The following is a 16,653-nucleotide window of genomic DNA, read 5'->3' as shown; positions in this document are numbered from 1 at the left end:
CGATGCGATGCGGATTTCCACCACGCAGTTCTACCAGATGAACGTCGCGCAGATGAACGATCAGCAGGCGCAGCTCTCGCAGCTGTACCAGCAGATCTCGAGCGGCGTGAGCCTCTCGACGCCTGCCGATAACCCCCTCGGCGCCGCGCAGGCGGTGCAGCTGTCGATGACGTCGGCGACGCTGTCGCAGTATGCGTCGAACCAGAACGCCGCGCTGTCGTCGCTGCAGAAGGAAGACCAGACGCTCATCAGCGTCAACAACCTGCTGAACAACATCCATACGGTCGTGATCCAGGCCGGCGACGGCTCGCTGTCCGACAGCGACCGCGCGGCGCTGTCGACGCAGCTGCAGGGCTATCGCGACCAGTTGCTGACGCTCGCGAACTCGACCGACGGCTCGGGCAACTACCTGTTTTCGGGCTTCCAGTCGACCACGGCGCCGTTCTCGAACGCGCCGGGCGGCGGCGTGACCTACAGCGGCGACACGGGCACGCGGCAGGTGCAGATCGCCGATACGCGCGCGATCTCGCAGGGCGACAACGGCGCGAACGTGTTCCTGTCGGTGCCGATGCTCGGCAGCCAGCCGGTGCCGCTCGCCGGCGCGGGCAACACGGGCACGGGCACGATCGGCGCGGTGTCGATCACGAGCCCGTCGGCCGCGACCAACACGCACCAGTTCACGATCACGTTCGGCGGCACGGCCGCCGCGCCGACCTATACGGTCACCGACAACACCGTGGTGCCGCCGACCACGACCGCCGCGCAGCCGTATTCGGCCGGCGCCGGGATCGCGCTCGGCAACGGCCTGTCGGTGCCGGTGTCGGGAACACCGGCGTCCGGCGACACGTTCACCGTCACGCCCGCGCCGAAGGCCGGCACCGACGTGTTCGCGGCGCTCGACTCGATGATCGCCGCGCTGAAGGTGCCGATCAGCAGCAACACGTCCGCCGCGGCCTCGCTCGCGAACGCGATGACCACCGGCACGACGAAGCTGAACAACATGATGACGAACGTCCTCACCGTGCAGGCGTCGGTCGGCGGCCGCGAGCAGGAAATCAAGGCGATGCAGACCGTGAACCAGACCAACACGCTGCAGGTCACCAGCAACCTGTCCGACCTGACGAGCACCAACATGGTGTCGACGATCAGCCAGTTCCTGCAGATGCAGAACGCGCTGACGGGCTCGCAGAAGGCTTACGCGCAGCTGCAGAACCTGTCGCTGTTCCAGTACATCAACCCCTGATGCACGCCGCGCCGGCCGCGATGTGAGCGCACGCTTGCGTCGCGGCCGGTGTCGACCGCCGGCGGCCCGCTCGTTCGCCCCCGATGCGGCCGCCCGGCAGCCGGGCCGCGCGATCGCGCCCCGTTTCGCCTGCACCCGGCCGCGCCCCGCGCCTGCCGGCGCCGCGCCTCGGCCCGCGTGTCGGTCTGCTTGCCAGCCCCATTTCCGCTCCGTAAACTCGCGCCAGATTCCAGACCGGCGCATCCTCCGCAGCCGGCGACCGACAGGAGCCCTTTTCCCCATGTCCGATTCCTACTTCCCGCGCTGGCGGGTGCAATCGACCGGCGCGGCATCGCGCGTGGTCGGCCCCGACGAGCGCCTGCCGTGGCCGCAGATGGTCGCGATGGGCGTGCAGCACGTCGTCGCGATGTTCGGCTCGACCGTGCTCGCGCCGCTGCTGATGGGCTTCGACCCGAACCTGTGCATCTTCATGTCGGGCATCGGCACGCTGCTGTTCTTCGTGCTGGTCGGCGGCCGCGTGCCGAGCTACCTCGGCTCGAGCTTCGCGTTCATCGGCCTCGTGATCGCGGTGACCGGTTACGGCGGCAGCGGCCCGAACCCGAACATCCCGGTCGCGCTCGGCGGGATCGTCGCGTGCGGCGTCGTGTACGTCGCGCTCGGCGCGCTGGTGCAGGCGATCGGCACGCGCTGGATCGAGACGCTGATGCCGCCGGTCGTGACCGGCGCGGTGGTCGCGGTGATCGGGCTCAACCTCGCGCCGATCGCGGTCAAGGGCGTGTCCGCATCGACCTTCGAATCGGTGATGGCGCTCGTCACGGTGCTGTGCGTCGGCGGCGTCGCCGTGTTCTCGCGCGGCATGGTGCAGCGCCTGCTGATCCTCGTCGGGCTCGTGATCGCCTACGCGATCTATGCGGTCGCGACCAACGGGATGGGGCTCGGCAAGCCGATCGATTTCTCGATCGTCGGGCACGCGGCCTGGTTCGGGGTGCCGAGTTTCCGCGCGCCGGTGTTCGATCCGCACGCGATGCTGATGCTCGCGCCGATCGCGGTGATCCTGGTCGCGGAGAACCTCGGCCACATCAAGGCCGTCAGCGCGATGACGGGCACCAGCCTCGATCGCTACGTGGGCCGCGCGTTCATCGGCGACGGGCTCGCGACGATCGTGTCGGGCAGCGTCGGCGGCACGGGCGTGACGACCTACGCGGAGAACATCGGCGTGATGGCCGTCACGCGGATCTACTCGACGCTCGTGTTCGCGGTCGCCGCGCTGATCGCGATCGTGCTCGGCTTCTCGCCGAAGTTCGGCGCGGTGATCCAGACGATTCCGGGCCCCGTGCTCGGCGGCGTGTCGATCGTCGTGTTCGGGCTGATCGCGGTGACGGGCGCGCGGATCTGGGTCGTCAACAAGGTCGACTTCTCCGACAACCGCAACCTGATCGTCGCGGCCGTCACGCTCGTGCTCGGCGCCGGCGACTTCTCGCTGAAGATCGGCGGCTTCGGGCTCGGCGGGATCGGCACCGCGACGTTCGGCGCGATCATCCTGTACGCGATCCTGCGCAAGGAAAAGGAACCGGGCCCGGTGGTCTGACCGGGAGCGGGCGGCGCGATGCCGCCCGCCGGCGCGGCCTCACGCGCCGGTATTCGACTGCGCCTGCAGCCACGCGCAGAACTGCGCGACGAGCGGATCGTCGGCCGGCGCGCGCGGCGCGATCCACCAGTAGCTGCGCGTCGCGATGCGCGGCCCCGCCAGCGGCATCACGAGCCGGCCGCTCGCGAGCTCGTCGTCGATCAGCGGCAACGGGCCGAGCGCGACGCCGAGCCCGTCGACGGCCGCCTGCAGCGCCAGGTAGAAGTGGTCGAACGACTGCCGCTTGCGCCCCTTCATCGCCACGCCGGCTGCCGCGAACCAGTCGCGCCAGCCTTCCGGCCGCGTATCCGAATGCAGCAGCACGTGGCGCGCGAGATCGTCCGCGCGCGCGATCGGCGCGCGTTTGAGCAGCGCGGGGCTGCAGACCGGAATCACGCTTTCGTCGAGGAAGTGGCCGCTCGTGCAGTTCGACCAGTGGCCGGGGCCGCGGCGGATCGCGACGTCGAAACCGTCGAGCGCGTCGAGCGGCGCGTTCGACGTCGACAGCTTCAGCTCGACGTTCGGCACATCGCGCTGGAATCGCGACAGGCGCGGCAATAGCCATTTCATCGCGAAGGTCGGCAGCGCGTTGATGCGCAGCACGCGTGCCGCGCCGGTGTTGCGCAGCTGCTCGGTCGCGTGCGCGATGCTGTCGAACGCCGCGCGCACGGTGTCCAGGTAGCGGCGGCCTTCGTCGGTGAGCTTCACGCGCTTGCCGTAGCGGTGGAACACCGGCTTGCCGAGCCATGCCTCGAACCCGGCGATCTGGCGACTGATGGCACCGTGAGTCACATGCAGCTCGTCGCCGGCGGCGCTGAAGCTTTCATGTCGTGCCGCGGCTTCAAAGGCCCGAAGCGCGGAAAAGGGCGGGAGATCGCGTGCCATGCTTGTGATTCTAGATCACAAGGGCGCGCCGATAAAATCGTTTTGCAGGCCTGCCGAACGGCGGTAACCTCGGTTCACCGTTTGATGAGGAGCCCCATGCAATCCGCCTTTCCGCCCGCCGCCCCGCCGCCGGCCGCGTCCCCCCGCCGCATCGGCCTCGCCGAGTTGTTCACCGGCTTCCTGTCGCTTGGCCTCATGTCGTTCGGCGGCGCGCTGCCGTTCGCGCGGCGCACCATCGTCGACGAGCGCAAGTGGCTTTCCGCCGACGAATTCACCGACCTGCTCGGGCTGTGCCAGTTCCTGCCGGGCGGCAACGTGATCAACCTGTCGGTGGCCGTCGGCATGCGCTTTCGCGGCGTGGCCGGCGCGTTCGCCGCCATTCTCGGGCTGATCGCGGGCCCGACGCTCGTCGTCGTCGCGCTCGGCGTGCTGTATGCGAAGACGCAGAACGATCCGCGCGTGCAGCACCTGTTCGCGGGGCTCGCCGCCGCGGCGGCCGGGCTGCTCGTCGCGATGGCCGTGAAGGTCGCGAAGCCGCTGCGGCACGCGCGCGCGGCGGCCGGCATCGCGGCGCTCGCGTTCGTCGCGATCGCGGTGCTGCGCATCCCGCTGCTGACCGCGATGCTCGTGCTGACGCCCGTCAGCATCTGGCTCGCGTCGCGCCGCCGCGACGCGGGCACGCCGCAGCCGGCGCCGGCCGCGGCGCGCGATACGCAACCTGGGGGGCGGCCATGAACGACACGCTGATCGCCATCGCGACGATCTTCAGCCAGTTGTCGCTGCTCGCATTCGGCGGCGGCAACACGATCCTGCCGGAGATGCAGCGGCAGGTCGTCGACGTCCATCACTGGATGAGCGCGCACGAGTTCACCGCGCTGTTCGCGCTGGCCCAGGCGGCGCCCGGGCCGAACATGATGATCGTGTCGCTGGTCGGCTGGCACGTGGCCGGCTGGAGCGGGCTGCTGGTCGCGTCGCTCGCGAAGTTCGGGCCGTCGTCGATCGTCACCGTGCTCGCGCTGCATGCGTGGGAGCGCTTTCGCGACCGGCCGTGGCGCCGCTACGTGCAGCAGGGGATGATGCCCGTCACGGCCGGGCTCGTCGCGGCGAGCGCGGTGCTGATCTCCGAGGCGTCGAACCGCACGGCGATCCAGTGGGGCATCACCGCCGCGTGCGCGGTGCTCGCGTGGCGCACGCGCATCCATCCGCTGTGGCTGCTCGCGGGCGGCGCGCTGATCGGGCTCACGGGCATCGGACAATGACCGGCGCACGCTAACGTCCCGTGCGCCATACTGGCGCGAATCTTCACGGGAGGCTCGATGGATCTCGACGGCGCCAGCCGCAATCTCACTGTCGCCGCGTTGCTGACGCTGTCAGGCGGCTACCTCGACGCATACACGTACGTGGGCCACGGCCACGTGTTCGCGAACACGATGACGGGCAACGTCGCGCTGCTCGGCATCAACGTGTCGGCCGGCGAATGGGCGGCCGCGCTGCACCACGTGCCGCCGCTCGGCGGCTTCGTGGTCGCGGTGTTCGTCGCGCACCTGCTCGGCCTCGCCGCGCAGCGCGGCTGGATGCGGCATACCGCATTCGCGAGCCTGCTCGTCGAGATCGCCTTTCTCGGCGTCGCCGCGAGCGGGCTCGTCGGCGCGTCGAGCGCATGGCTGATTCCGGGCATTTCGTTCGTCGCGACGCTGCAGACGCTGTCGTTCACCCATCTCGAGGAACTGTCGTACACGTCGGTGATGACGACCGGCAACCTGCGCCGCGCCGCGCAGAAGCTGTTCGTCGGGCTGATCCCGCGCTACGACGCGGGCGCGCTGCACGACTCGGCGCTACTCGCGACGATCAGCTTCTGCTTCCTGGCCGGCGCGGTGATCGGCGGCCTCGTCACGCGGCTCGTGCCGGAGCTCGCGCTGTGGGGCGCCGTGCTGCTGCTCGCCGGTGCGTTCGCGGAGATCCTCCGGCGCGCCTGGCGCCGGCGCGAGACGCCCGGCGAGCCGTCGTCGGCGGCGTGACGGCGCCGCCCGCCGGCACTTCCGGCCGCCTGCCCGTTCCCCCGCGCCTGCGGGGCGATGCTTACAGACCCGACATCCCGTAAGCCGCGTGGCCGGAGGATGCCGTGCGGCATCCGACGCCCGCCCGGCGCGCCTCGCGCGCGCGGCGTTGTGCGCGGGCGACAGTTCCGCCGTTACCGCGCATTTCAATTTCTTTCAGCGATTGCAGTCGTCATATGATTCAGCCCACATCGCGCGCGCCAAGAACGCGAGCGATCGCCACCCGGCTGCGCACGCGGCCGGCCATGAACGGAGACACCTACAAACAGGAAAGCTCATGAAGCAGACCACACGACTCGCAGCCATCGCAGGGGGCGCCGCGCTCGCATTTGCCAGCCAGTACGCGGCCGCACAAAGCTCGGTCACGCTCTGGGGCGTCGCCGACGCCAGCATTCGCTACCTCACCAACGCCAACGCCAAGAACGACGGCCTGCTGTCGATGACCAACGGCGCGATCACGAACAGCCGCTTCGGCATCTACGGCACGGAAGATCTCGGCGGCGGCCTGAAGGCCGTGTTCAACCTCGAAAGCGGCGTGAACCTGCAGAACGGCGCATTCGCCGACAGCGGCCGCCTGTTCAACCGCGCGGCGTATGTCGGCCTGCAGAGCCCGTACGGCACGGTGACCCTCGGCCGCCAGAAGACGCCGCTGTTCGACCTGCTGTCGGACACCTACGATCCGCTGACGGTCGGCAACTACCTCGAAAACGCGTGGCTGCCGGTCGCACTCGGTGGCGGCCTGTATGCGGACAACCAGATCAAGTACACGGGCAAGTTCGAAGGCCTGACCGCGAAGGCGATGTACTCGACCGGCACCAACTACGAATCGACCGGCGCCGGCGGCTTCTCGGGCCAGATCCCGGGTTCGCTCGGCAAGGGCAATGCGTGGGGCGTGTCGCTGTCGTACGTGATGGGCCCGCTCAGCATCGCGGCCGGTGCACAGCAGAACAGCGACAACTCGGCGCGCAAGCAGACGATCTACCACGCGAACGTCGTGTATGCGTTCAGCAAGGCGAAGATCTACGCGGGCTACCTGCGCTCGAAGGACGACACGGGCTTCGTCGACAGCCTGCTCGCCCAGCAGTCGATTCCGGTCGCGAAGGGCACCGGACGGATCGACGACGGTCCGTTCGCGGGCGTGAGCTGGCAGGTCAGCGCACCGCTGACGCTGACGGGCGCGTTCTACTACGACCACATGCGCAATGCGATGACCACGAACGGCACGCTCGCGAGCGGCAACCGCTACGCGATCGTCGGCATCGCCGAGTACGCGCTCAGCAAGCGCACGGAAATCTACGGCACCGTCGACTTCAACAAGACGAACGGCGCGGCGAACGTCGAGCTGCCCGGCCGCAGCAACCAGACCGGCATCGCGATCGGCCTGCGCAATATCTTCTGACGAACGTCGGAACGCATGCGCCGGCAGTCGTCCGGCATGCATCGAAGGGGCGCCGCGAGGCGCCTCTTTTTTTTCGTCATGCGACCTTCATACGCGCGCACGACTATTCGGCGAATGCTCCATCACGAGACCCCCGCGCCGTAAGGGAACCGTCGGCAATCCAGAACATACTTTTACAGTGCGCGCGAAGCCTTTCCGCTACGCTGCGTGCATCGCCCGTTGCGTGCCGCCAGGCTCGCGCGTGCGTCGTTCCGGTCACGCTCGGCGAGCGCGGCCGGCCTGGTGCGTAACTTGTGTATCCGGTGATGACAATCGCGGTTCGCCGGTTTTTTTTCGTGGGACGATGCGCTCACGATTTTCTTGATAGGGGATGACGATGGGTATCCTGAACACCGTGGGTGAAATCGCTGGCGCAATCGCCGCCGTCGAAGGCGCGGAAAAGCTGGATCCGGATGCGGGCCTGCTGACCAAGGCGGCAGCCGCCGTCGCCGGTTTCAAGGGCGCGGAAGCGATCGAAGGCATGCTCGAGAAGAAGGAAGAGCAGCCGCAGCAGGCAGACGACACGCAGGCGACGGACGGCAGCGACACGTCGCAGGCATGAGCATGGCGGCTGGTCCGGCCGTGGGCGCGCCCTTCGCGCGCCCGGCCGGGCCGGTGCCGCGCAGCCGGCAGGTCGGGCATGCGGTCGATCGGTGACGCATGGCACACCCGGCAGCCGGTTTGACCGGCGAGAGGCAACGTCTCTCGCCGTTTTTTATTGGGCGTGCGCGTGGCGGCACCATGTGCCGCAAGAAATCCGGAATCTTGCTATCGTGCCTGCATCCGAACTGCGATGAGGCAATGCGATGGATTTCGACTACGACCTGTTCGTCATCGGGGCCGGCTCGGGCGGCGTGCGGCTTGCGCGCATGTCCGCGTCGTACGGTGCCCGCGTCGGCATAGCGGAAGAAGAGCAGATCGGCGGCACCTGCGTGCTGCGCGGCTGCATCCCGAAGAAGCTGCTCGTCTACGCATCGCACTATCCGCACGAAGTCGAGGACGCGAAGGGCTTCGGCTGGACCTTCGGCGCCGGCACGCTCGACTGGCCCGCGCTGATCGCCGCGAAGGATCGCGAGATCAACCGGCTCAGCGACATCTACATCAATCTGCTGCGGCAATCGGGCGTCGAGATGCACGCCGGACGCGCGACGCTCGTCGATGCGCACACGGTCGCGATCGGCGAACGCACGATCCGCGCGCGCCACATCGCGATCGCGACCGGCTCGCGCCCGTCGATGCCGGCGCGGCCCGGCATCGAACATGCGATCACGTCGCGCGAGGCGTTGTCGCTCGCCGCGCGGCCCGCACGCATCGCGGTGGTCGGCGGCGGTTATATCGCGGTCGAGTTCGCGGGCATCTTCAACGGCTTCGGCAGCCACGTCGACCTGTTCTATCGCGGCGAGAAGATCCTGCGCGGCTTCGACGACGACGTGCGCCAGTTCCTCACCGACGAGATGACGAAGCAGGGTGTCACGATCCACGCGCGTGCGGTGGTCGAGTCGATCGAACGCGCGGACGACGGCACGCTGAGCGTGCGCGTCGGCGATGCGCGGCACGGGCCGTACGATCAAGTGCTGTATGCGACCGGCCGCGTGCCGAACGTCGACGGGCTCGGGCTCGAACAGGCGGGCGTGATGCTCGACGCACGTGGCGCGATTGCCGTCGATGCGTATTCGGCGACGTCGGTGCCGTCGATCCATGCGATCGGCGACGTCACGTCGCGGCCGCAGCTCACGCCGGTGGCGACGCGCGACGGCGCGTTGCTTGCCCGCACGCTGTTCGGCGGGTCGCGTGTCGCGACGGATCACGAATGGGTGCCGTCGGCGGTGTTCAGCCAGCCCGAGGTCGCGACGGTCGGGCTCACCGAGGCGACCGCGCGCGATCTTTACGACGGCGACGTCGATATCTACCGCACGTCGTTCAAGGCACTGCGCCACACGCTGTCGGGCCGCGACGAGCGCACGCTGATGAAGCTCGTCGTCGCGCGCGACAGCCAGCGCGTGGTCGGCGCGCACATGGTCGGCCGCGATGCGGGCGAGATCATCCAGGGGATTGCGATCGCGATTCGCGCGGGCGCGACGAAGGCGCAGTTCGACGACACGATCGGCATTCACCCGACCGCGGCCGAGGAGTTCGTGACGATGCGGCAGAAGGTGGCCGACTAGCCGGCGCGGATGCGCGCGCGTTCGTACGTGCGCGCGGCAGGATTGCCGGAATGCATCGTGACCGGCGAACCCGTCGGGTGCGGTAAAGGCAGCCGGATTTCGGTGATTATTCTCGGGATATGGGTAATGCGGATGGGCGGTACGGACAATATATCTTGATATTGCCGGATTCGAGATCGATCGCCGGAGACAACAAAGGAAAATCGGCACGCTGCGTCCACATGCCTGCAAAGCCCCTGTCGGCGAGGAATTGCGCCGATTCGACCGCGCGCGTCGGATAAGTAAGAAAATCGTCAACTATTATCAAGATTCCTCATCTTGATAAGCAGGCTTGATATGATCGCGAAAAATCATATACGGGGCCGATCATGCGCGATCAACAGCGCAGTAACCAGAATAACGGTGTAGCCGGCGCGCGCGAGCCTGTCGCGTACCGCGCCGCGCATCCGCATGTCGTCGCAACGCACGGGTTGCGCGCCCCTTTCACTCATCTACTGCCACCGCCGGTGCGGCGATGAACGCGCGTGCGTCCATCGCGCCGATGCACGCATCCCCGTTCGCACCGCAACCGTTTCGACCGCCGGGTCGTTTGCAAGCCGGCGTGCCCGTTCCGGGCCATCTTTCCACACAAGGAGACCAACAGTGAACATTCAGACACGACGCACCGTCCTCGTGGCGGCGGCGCTCGTTGCAGCGCTGTCCGGCTGCGCGACCGAATCGTCGCGCACGCTCGACGTGCCGGCCGTGAGCAGCGCGCAGAAACCGTACGCGGGCAAGCCCGTCGCGATCGCGGTCGGCAAGTTCGACAACCGCTCGAGCTACATGCGCGGCATCTTCTCGGACGGCATCGACCGCCTCGGCGGGCAGGCGAAGACGATCCTCGTCACGCGCCTGCAGCAGAGCCGCCGCTTCAACGTGCTCGATCGCGAGAATCTCGACGAGATCAAGCAGGAAGCCGGCTTCATGAAGAAGGCGCAGGCGGTGAAGGGCGCGAACTACGTGGTGACCGGCGACGTGACCGAATTCGGCCGCAAGGACGTCGGCGATCACCAGCTGTTCGGCATCCTCGGCCGCGGCAAGACGCAGGTCGCATACGCGAAGGTCAACCTGAACATCGTCGACACGACGACGTCGGAAGTCGTCGCATCGAGCCAGGGCGCGGGCGAGTTCAGCCTGTCGAACCGCGAGGTGATCGGCTTCGGCGGCACCGCCGGCTATGACTCGACGCTCAACGGCAAGGTGCTGGATCTCGCGATCCAGGAGGCCGTGAACCATCTCGTCGACCAGGTCGACGCCGGCACGCTGAAGGTGCCGCAGTAAGCGCCGTGCGCGACACGCGCTCGACGAATCACTCACTCATCGAAAGAGACAAGACCATGAAACGGGGAATCTGGCTGCCGGCGACGGCGGCCGCCATGCTGCTCGCGGGCTGCGCGGCACCGACCACGCCGCCGCTCTATCAGTGGAACGGCTATCAGCCGCAGGTGTACGAATACTTCAAGGGGCAAAGTTCGCCGCAACAGCAGATCGACGCGCTCGAGAAGGCGCTGCAGGAGATCCGCGCGAAGGGTAACAAGCCGCCGCCCGGCTTCCATGCGCATCTCGGGATGCTCTACGCGAGCGTCGGCAACGGGCAACAGGCCACGCAGTCGTTCGAGGCCGAGAAGGCGCTCTTTCCGGAATCCGCGCCGTACATGGATTTCCTGATGAAGAAGAAGGCCGGCGATGCCAGGGCCGCGAACCCGAAGGCCGTGAATCCGCAGGCCGCGAACCCGAAGGCCGCCGATCAGACGATCGCCGGCCGGAAGCAAGCCGATCCGACTCCCGCCCAACAGTAACGTGCGTGCCATGATCAAGACACTTTCATTCAAGCTGCTGTCCGTGCTGTCGCTCGTCGCGCTGCTGAGCGCATGCGCGCAACCCGTCAAGCGTCCCGACTACACGGCCTTCAAGAAGAGCCAGCCGCGCTCGATCCTCGTGCTGCCGCCGGTCAACGAGACCACCGATGTCGGCGCGACCTACGGGGTGCTGTCGCAGATGACGCAGCCGCTCGCCGAGTCGGGCTACTACGTGGTGCCGGTCGCGGTGATGGACGAGACCTTCAAGCAGAACGGCCTCGCGAACGCGGCCGAGATCCAGAACACGTCGCCGGCGAAGCTGCGCGAGATCTTCGGTGCGGATGCCGCGCTCTATTCGAAGATCACGCAATACGGCTCCGTCTACCAGGTGGTGGACAGCACGACGGTGGTCGCGGCGTCGGCGAAGCTCATCGACCTGAAGAGCGGCGACGTGCTGTGGCAGGGCGAGGGCCGTGCGACCGGCAAGGAGGTCGGCAACTCCATGAGCGTCAATGCGTTCGGCGTCGTCGGGATGCTGGTGCAGGCGGCCGTCAAGCAGGTCGCGCACTCGCTGACCGACGAAGCGCACGATGTGGCCGGGCTGACCAGCAGCAGGTTGTTGTCGGCGGGGCCGCCGAACGGGTTGCTGTACGGGCCGCACTCGCCGAAGTACGGGACTGACTGACCCGCGCGGATGCAGCGGCTTCGGCCGGTCGGGCAGGCCAGGTCGCCTGCCTGCCGCGCCGGCGCCGCGACATCCGGCACCAGGCGGCCGCGTTCGCGCGGCCGTTTTGCATGGCGGGCGGCGGCGCTCGTCGCCCGCGCGCCGCTCAATGCACGCCGAACGCGTCGAGCAGCCGGTACCAGCTCATCGCGAGCACGAGCGCCGGCGTGCGCAATGCCTCGCCGCCCGGGAAGTCGCGATGGCGGATCTTGTCGAACAGGTCGAAGCGGCTCGCCTGCCCGTCGATCGCCTCGGCGATCAGCTTGCCCGCGAGCGCGGTCGTGTTCACGCCGTGCCCCGAGAAGCCCTGCGCGAAATACATCGTCGGCGCGATGCGGCCGAAGTGCGGCGCGCGGTTCATCGTGATGTCGACGAAGCCGCCCCACGCGTAGTCGACCTTCACGTCCGCGAGCTGCGGGAACGTCTTCAGCATGTCCGCGCGCATCGCCGCGGCGAGATCGCGCGGCTCCCGCGTCGAATAGCTGACCTTGCCGCCCCACACGAGGCGCGTGTCGGGCGCCGGCCGGAAATAGTCGAGCACGAAGCGGCTGTCGCAGATCGCCGCGCGCGCCGGCATCAGCGCGGCGGCGCGCGCTTCGCCGAGCGGCTCGGTCGCGATCACGTAGGTGCCGACCGGCATGATCTTCTTCGACAGCGCGGGCGCGAGCGTGCCGACGAAGGTGTTGCACGCGAGCACGACGAAGCGTGCGCGTACGTTGCCGCCGCTCGTCTCGACGACATGGCCGCCTGCAACGTCGCGCACGCGCGTCACGCAGCTGTCCTCGTGGATGCGCACGCCCGCACCGGTGGCCGCGCGCGCGAGGCCGAGCGTGTAGTTCAGCGGATGGAGGTGGCCGCTGTCCGGGTCGTACAGGCCGCCGCAATAGCGGTCGGACTGCACGTAGTCGCCGAGTTCGTCGGCTTCGACGAAGTGGAAGCGGTCGTAGCCGAAGCGCTTCGCGGCCTCGTCGCGCCAGCGCTTGAGTGAATCGGCGTCGCGTTCGGTGTTCGCGGCGGTCAGGTAGCCGGGCACCAGCGCGCAGTCGATGTCGTGTTGCGCGATGCGCGACTTCACGAGCGACAGCGTTTCGAGCCCCATGTCCCAGATGCGCTTCACGTCGCCTTCCGGCATGAACTGCGCAAACGTATCGATATCGCACGCGAACCCGCCGATCAACTGGCCGCCGTTGCGGCCGCTCGCCGCCCATCCGACCCGCGACGCTTCGAGCACGGTCACCGAATGGCCGCGCTCGGCGAGGTTGAGCGCGGCGGACAGGCCCGTGAGGCCCGCGCCGATCACGCACACGTCGGCATCGATCGTGCCGGCGAGCGGCGCGTGGCGGGTCGTATCGTTGGCGGTCGCCGCGTAGTAGGACGCGACGTGCGGCTGGTTGGCGAATGTCTGCATGGTCAGGAGGACGGATAAATGGGCTTAGAACAGCTCGCGTACGCGGTGGTACAGCATCCCGAGCTCGAGCGCGGGTTGCCGCCACGCGTCGCCGCCGGGGAAGCGCCGGTGGCGCATGCGTGCGAACAGGTCGAACGCGCGCGTGTCGCCCGCGATCGCGCCGGCAACCGCGCGTCCGGCGATGCCGGTGAGCGCGACGCCGTGCCCGCTGAAGCCCTGGACGTAGAAGAAGTTCGGATCGAGCGCGCCGAAATCCGGCGCGCGGTTGCGCGTGACGTCGACGAAGCCGCCCCACGCGTGGTCGACGCGCACGTCGCCGAGCTGCGGGAACACGCCGACCATGCGCCGCCGGATCGTTTCGGCGAGCGTGGCGGGTGACGCGCCGGCCGAATTCGCGCGGCCGCCGAACAGCATCCGGTGGTCGGCCGACAGCCGGAAATAGTCGAGGAAGAAATTGTTGTCGCACACGGCCTCGCGCTGCGCGATCAGTGCATCGGCGCGTGCCTGGCCGAGCGGCTCGGTCGCGATGATGTACGACGCGACCGGTGCGATGCGGGCGGCCGTCGCGGCCGGCAGCACGCCGCCCGGGCCCGCGTTGCAGCACGACACGACGAAGCGGCAGCGCACGTCGCCCGACGGCGTGCGCACGACGGGCCGTGCGCCGCGCACGACGTCGAGCGCGGGCGTGTGCGCGTACAGCGCGACGCCTTCGCGCCGTGCGGCATCGGCGAGGCCGAGGCAGTACTTGAGCGGATGCAGGTGGCCCGACAGCGGATCGTAGACACCCGCGAGATAGCGCGTCGACGCGATGCGCGCGCGGATCGCGCCGGTGTCGAGCCACGACAGCGACGGATGGCCCCAGCGCGCGGTCGCGGCGTCCATCCACGCGCGCAGGTCGTCGATGCGGCGCGGCTTCGTCGCGACCGTCAGGTAGCCGCGCGTGAAGTCGCAGTCGATCCCGTAACGCGCGATCCGCTCGGCGATCAGCGCGACGCCGTCGAGCGACAGCGACCACGCGGCGCGTGCGCCGTCGGCGCCGAGCTGCCGCTCGATTTCCTCGTCCTTCGCGAAGCCGGTGATCGCCTGCCCGCCGTTGCGGCCCGACGCGCCCCAGCCGGGCCGGTGCGCATCGATGACCGCGACCGACAGCCCGCGCGCGCGGCAGTCGAGCGCCGTCGACAGGCCGGCGAAGCCGGCGCCGATCACGCAGACGTCGACGTCGATCGTGTCCTCGAGCACCGGGTCGTCGGCGGCCGGCCGCACGGCCGTCGCCTCGTAGTACGAGTCGCGCGCGAGCGCATCGGCGCGGCGGGTGAAAGACTGCGTCATCAGACCGACTCCCTCGTTGCGGCCGGCACGCGATGCGCGATGCATCGTGCGGCGGCCGGTAAAAACGGCGCGGGACGCCGTGCGCGCGGCACGGCGTCCCGCGTGTGCTGCGTCAGAACGAATAGATGAACTGCGTCGCGAGCAGGTCGTTGGACTTGCCGTACGACCCGTCGTTGCGCAGGAACACCTTGTTGTTCGCCCAGTCGTGCCGGTATTCGACCTTCACGGTGATCTGCTGGGTCGGATAGAACAGCAGGTCGAGCGCGACGTCCTGGCGTACCGCCCCCTTGCACTCGAAGCCCAGGCCGCCGCCGGCCTTCGACTGCGCGAGGCAGTCCGCGTCGACGCCGAAGCCGTTGCTCGGATCCATCCCGTTGCCGTTCAGCGCGATGCCGCCGCCGCCGCCGCCGTTCTTCGAGTTGGCGAGCAGGTCGTAGCGCAACGTCACGCCCATGCGGCCGACCACCGGCGCGTTGAACTTGCGGTGCGCGAGCAGCGACAGGCCGTACCACTGCGCGAGCCCGCCGTTGAACGCCGCATGCTGCTGACGGCCGTAGTCGACTTCCGCGTTGTACTGAATGTCGGCGAGCGTGTAGGTCGCGTCGAGTTCACCGAAGAAGAACGAACCGTACGCGCTCGGTGCCGCACCGCCCGGGCCGTAGTTGGTGCCGATCTGCTGGCCGGTCACCGGATCAGTTACCGCGGCTGACGACAGCGTCTGCCGCCCGATGTTGAACGACCCGCCGATGTCGAGCGCGCTCGACCACGTGTAGTCCGCGCGCGCGGTGAAGGTCGGCACCTTGTTGCTGGTCGTGATCGGGTCGCCGAGCGCGTTGGTGCCCTTCTGCGTGACCGAACCGTACGTGCGGTACTGCTCGTTGCCGAGGAAGAACTTCCACGCCCAGTTGCCCTTCGTGTAGTTCGCGCCGATACCGACGTAGCTGCCCGGATCCGAGAAATCGTACAGCAGGTTGTGCGTGAGCGTGAGCATCTGGTTCGACTGCTGCACCTCGTAGCCGCCGAAGCTCGGGATCAAACCGGCGACGAGTGTCGTCTCGGCGGTGATCGGCACGTTGATGACCGCCGTGTTCAGCAGGTTGTCGGTGATCGAGCCGCGCGAGTTCTGCAGCAGCGTGATGCCGTTGCCGCGGTTCGGCATCAGCGTGATTTCCGCCGACGGTGCCATCGGGCCGACGCCGAAGGTCTTCTTGATGTCGAGGTAGAGATCGCCGAACGTGCTGTTGAAGTAGTTGTACGCGTTCTCGTGGTTCGCGAACAGGAACGACGACGTACCGGCCGCGCGGTTGTAGATGTAGGTCGGGTCGATGTAGCCCGTGACCGACAGGCCGGCCAGCGGGCCCGTGTTGGCCGCGTCCGTCAGCGAATCGACCTTCAGCTGCTGGTTCGCGATCTGCTGCTTCATTTCGCCGACTTCGTCGTTGGTCAGCGTCGCCTGCGCCTTGCCGTAGTCCGGCGAGCCCGGATCGACGGCCACGGCGACCGGCGCGGCCTTCGTGCCGGCCTGGGCGGTCGCGGTGCCGCCCTTCGCCGAAAGCTGCGCCTGCATCGCCTTCATCTGCTTCTGCAGCGCCGCGACCTGCGCCTGCAGCGCCTTGATCTCGGCGGATGTCGAGTCGGCCAGCGCGATGCCCGGCAACGCGCCGGCCACCAGCAGGCAGATCAGTTTCTTCTTCATTGCGGATTCTCCTTGTCGTGCGCCTGTCAAATCGGGATCGAATCGCGCGCCCCCCCTGGGGCAGCGCGCCTTGCTTGTCTGCACTGCTTGTTATCTTCGAAGCCGGAGGTGCGTCGTCACGCCACCGCGAACGCCGCCTTCATGTCGGCCACGCGGCGCCGTTCGCGCGCGATCATCATCCGGTTCACGACGATCACGCCGATCGTCACGGCCGTGATGAACAGCGTCGCCAGCGCGTTCATC

The 16,653-nt window shown here is 68.3% G+C and carries 15 protein-coding genes and 1 pseudogene; 11 read left to right on the top strand and 5 right to left on the bottom strand.

The features are described from left to right. The first annotated feature begins 7 nt into the window (after window positions 1–7). Entirely contained in the window at window positions 8–1,243 is a 1,236-nt protein-coding gene (gene flgL, locus E9536_RS35350) for a flagellar hook-associated protein FlgL (RefSeq protein ID WP_060174231.1), read from the top strand. A gap of 280 nt (window positions 1,244–1,523) precedes the next feature. Then, a complete protein-coding gene (locus E9536_RS35345) occupies window positions 1,524–2,831 on the top strand; it encodes a solute carrier family 23 protein (protein WP_059523034.1) in 1,308 nt (435 codons plus the stop codon). A 39-nt stretch (window positions 2,832–2,870) separates the two neighbouring features. On the opposite strand, the gene E9536_RS35340 is transcribed toward E9536_RS35345, so the two are convergent. Next, window positions 2,871–3,755, bottom strand: coding sequence for a transcriptional regulator GcvA (locus E9536_RS35340; protein ID WP_059700402.1), 885 nt, complete (start codon window positions 3,753–3,755; stop codon window positions 2,871–2,873). 96 nt (window positions 3,756–3,851) lie between these two features. On the opposite strand from E9536_RS35340, the gene E9536_RS35335 reads away from it, so the two are divergent. From E9536_RS35335 to E9536_RS35295, 9 genes are all read left to right on the top strand, one after another. Next, the gene (locus E9536_RS35335) at window positions 3,852–4,490 is read left to right on the top strand and encodes a chromate transporter (RefSeq protein ID WP_027788928.1); all 639 of its coding nucleotides are present in this window, start codon (window positions 3,852–3,854) and stop codon (window positions 4,488–4,490) included. Beyond that, entirely contained in the window at window positions 4,487–5,014 is a 528-nt protein-coding gene (locus E9536_RS35330; protein ID WP_043184629.1) for a chromate transporter, read from the top strand. The genes E9536_RS35335 and E9536_RS35330 overlap by 4 nt, the downstream gene beginning before the upstream one ends. A 57-nt stretch (window positions 5,015–5,071) precedes the next feature. Further along, window positions 5,072–5,773: a YoaK family protein gene (locus tag E9536_RS35325; RefSeq protein WP_027788930.1), complete on the top strand. Its 702-nt coding sequence runs from the start codon at window positions 5,072–5,074 to the stop codon at window positions 5,771–5,773. 316 nt (window positions 5,774–6,089) lie between these two features. After that, on the top strand, window positions 6,090–7,211 hold the full coding sequence (locus E9536_RS35320; protein ID WP_027788931.1) for a porin: 1,122 nt from the start codon (window positions 6,090–6,092) through the stop codon (window positions 7,209–7,211). Window positions 7,212–7,587: 376 nt separating this feature from the next. Continuing rightward, window positions 7,588–7,812, top strand: coding sequence for a hypothetical protein (locus E9536_RS35315; RefSeq protein ID WP_027788932.1), 225 nt, complete (start codon window positions 7,588–7,590; stop codon window positions 7,810–7,812). A gap of 244 nt (window positions 7,813–8,056) precedes the next feature. After that, window positions 8,057–9,415: a glutathione-disulfide reductase gene (gor, locus tag E9536_RS35310; RefSeq protein ID WP_027788933.1), complete on the top strand. Its 1,359-nt coding sequence runs from the start codon at window positions 8,057–8,059 to the stop codon at window positions 9,413–9,415. Between the two features lie 648 nt (window positions 9,416–10,063). Beyond that, window positions 10,064–10,735, top strand: a complete 672-nt coding sequence (locus E9536_RS35305; protein WP_182670311.1) for a CsgG/HfaB family protein — start codon at window positions 10,064–10,066, stop codon at window positions 10,733–10,735. Between the two features lie 56 nt (window positions 10,736–10,791). Beyond that, window positions 10,792–11,253 carry a DUF4810 domain-containing protein gene (locus tag E9536_RS35300; protein WP_060082909.1) on the top strand — a complete coding sequence of 154 codons (462 nt, stop codon included), beginning with the start codon at window positions 10,792–10,794 and terminating at the stop codon, window positions 11,251–11,253. Window positions 11,254–11,263: 10 nt separating this feature from the next. After that, window positions 11,264–11,938, top strand: a complete 675-nt coding sequence (locus E9536_RS35295; protein WP_136472403.1) for a DUF799 domain-containing protein — start codon at window positions 11,264–11,266, stop codon at window positions 11,936–11,938. A gap of 145 nt (window positions 11,939–12,083) precedes the next feature. Here the strand turns inward: E9536_RS35295 and E9536_RS35290 are convergent, their stop codons facing one another. The 4 genes and pseudogenes from E9536_RS35290 to E9536_RS35275 all read right to left on the bottom strand — a co-directional run. Next, a complete protein-coding gene (locus E9536_RS35290) occupies window positions 12,084–13,385 on the bottom strand; it encodes an FAD-binding oxidoreductase (RefSeq protein WP_027788936.1) in 1,302 nt (433 codons plus the stop codon). 24 nt (window positions 13,386–13,409) lie between these two features. Beyond that, entirely contained in the window at window positions 13,410–14,714 is a 1,305-nt protein-coding gene (locus E9536_RS35285; protein ID WP_124534582.1) for an FAD-binding oxidoreductase, read from the bottom strand. Window positions 14,715–14,826: 112 nt separating this feature from the next. Then, the gene (locus E9536_RS35280) at window positions 14,827–16,410 is read right to left on the bottom strand and encodes a DUF3138 family protein (RefSeq protein WP_048026635.1); all 1,584 of its coding nucleotides are present in this window, start codon (window positions 16,408–16,410) and stop codon (window positions 14,827–14,829) included. Window positions 16,411–16,526: 116 nt separating this feature from the next. Continuing rightward, window positions 16,527–16,653 (bottom strand): annotated as a pseudogene (locus E9536_RS35275) (putrescine ABC transporter permease PotI); the annotation flags it as partial.

The sequence above is a fragment of the Burkholderia sp. LS-044 genome (assembly GCF_004803625.1).
Classification (GTDB): Bacteria; Pseudomonadota; Gammaproteobacteria; order Burkholderiales; family Burkholderiaceae; genus Burkholderia; species Burkholderia cepacia.
Note: the sequence above shows the minus strand (reverse complement) of the source record. Positions and strands in the feature narration are given on the sequence as shown.

Excerpts from the sequence above, each read along its gene's own strand:
- flgL (WP_060174231.1), top strand. The coding sequence starts at position 8 with ATGCGGATTTCCACCACGCAGTTCTACCAGATGAACGTCGCGCAGATG.
- E9536_RS35345 (WP_059523034.1), top strand. The coding sequence starts at position 1,524 with ATGTCCGATTCCTACTTCCCGCGCTGGCGGGTGCAATCGACCGGCGCG.
- E9536_RS35340 (WP_059700402.1), bottom strand. The coding sequence starts at position 3,755 with ATGGCACGCGATCTCCCGCCCTTTTCCGCGCTTCGGGCCTTTGAAGCC.
- E9536_RS35335 (WP_027788928.1), top strand. The coding sequence starts at position 3,852 with ATGCAATCCGCCTTTCCGCCCGCCGCCCCGCCGCCGGCCGCGTCCCCC.
- E9536_RS35330 (WP_043184629.1), top strand. The coding sequence starts at position 4,487 with ATGAACGACACGCTGATCGCCATCGCGACGATCTTCAGCCAGTTGTCG.
- E9536_RS35325 (WP_027788930.1), top strand. The coding sequence starts at position 5,072 with ATGGATCTCGACGGCGCCAGCCGCAATCTCACTGTCGCCGCGTTGCTG.
- E9536_RS35320 (WP_027788931.1), top strand. The coding sequence starts at position 6,090 with ATGAAGCAGACCACACGACTCGCAGCCATCGCAGGGGGCGCCGCGCTC.
- E9536_RS35315 (WP_027788932.1), top strand. The coding sequence starts at position 7,588 with ATGGGTATCCTGAACACCGTGGGTGAAATCGCTGGCGCAATCGCCGCC.
- gor (WP_027788933.1), top strand. The coding sequence starts at position 8,057 with ATGGATTTCGACTACGACCTGTTCGTCATCGGGGCCGGCTCGGGCGGC.
- E9536_RS35300 (WP_060082909.1), top strand. The coding sequence starts at position 10,792 with ATGAAACGGGGAATCTGGCTGCCGGCGACGGCGGCCGCCATGCTGCTC.
- E9536_RS35295 (WP_136472403.1), top strand. The coding sequence starts at position 11,264 with ATGATCAAGACACTTTCATTCAAGCTGCTGTCCGTGCTGTCGCTCGTC.
- E9536_RS35290 (WP_027788936.1), bottom strand. The coding sequence starts at position 13,385 with ATGCAGACATTCGCCAACCAGCCGCACGTCGCGTCCTACTACGCGGCG.
- E9536_RS35285 (WP_124534582.1), bottom strand. The coding sequence starts at position 14,714 with ATGACGCAGTCTTTCACCCGCCGCGCCGATGCGCTCGCGCGCGACTCG.
- E9536_RS35280 (WP_048026635.1), bottom strand. The coding sequence starts at position 16,410 with ATGAAGAAGAAACTGATCTGCCTGCTGGTGGCCGGCGCGTTGCCGGGC.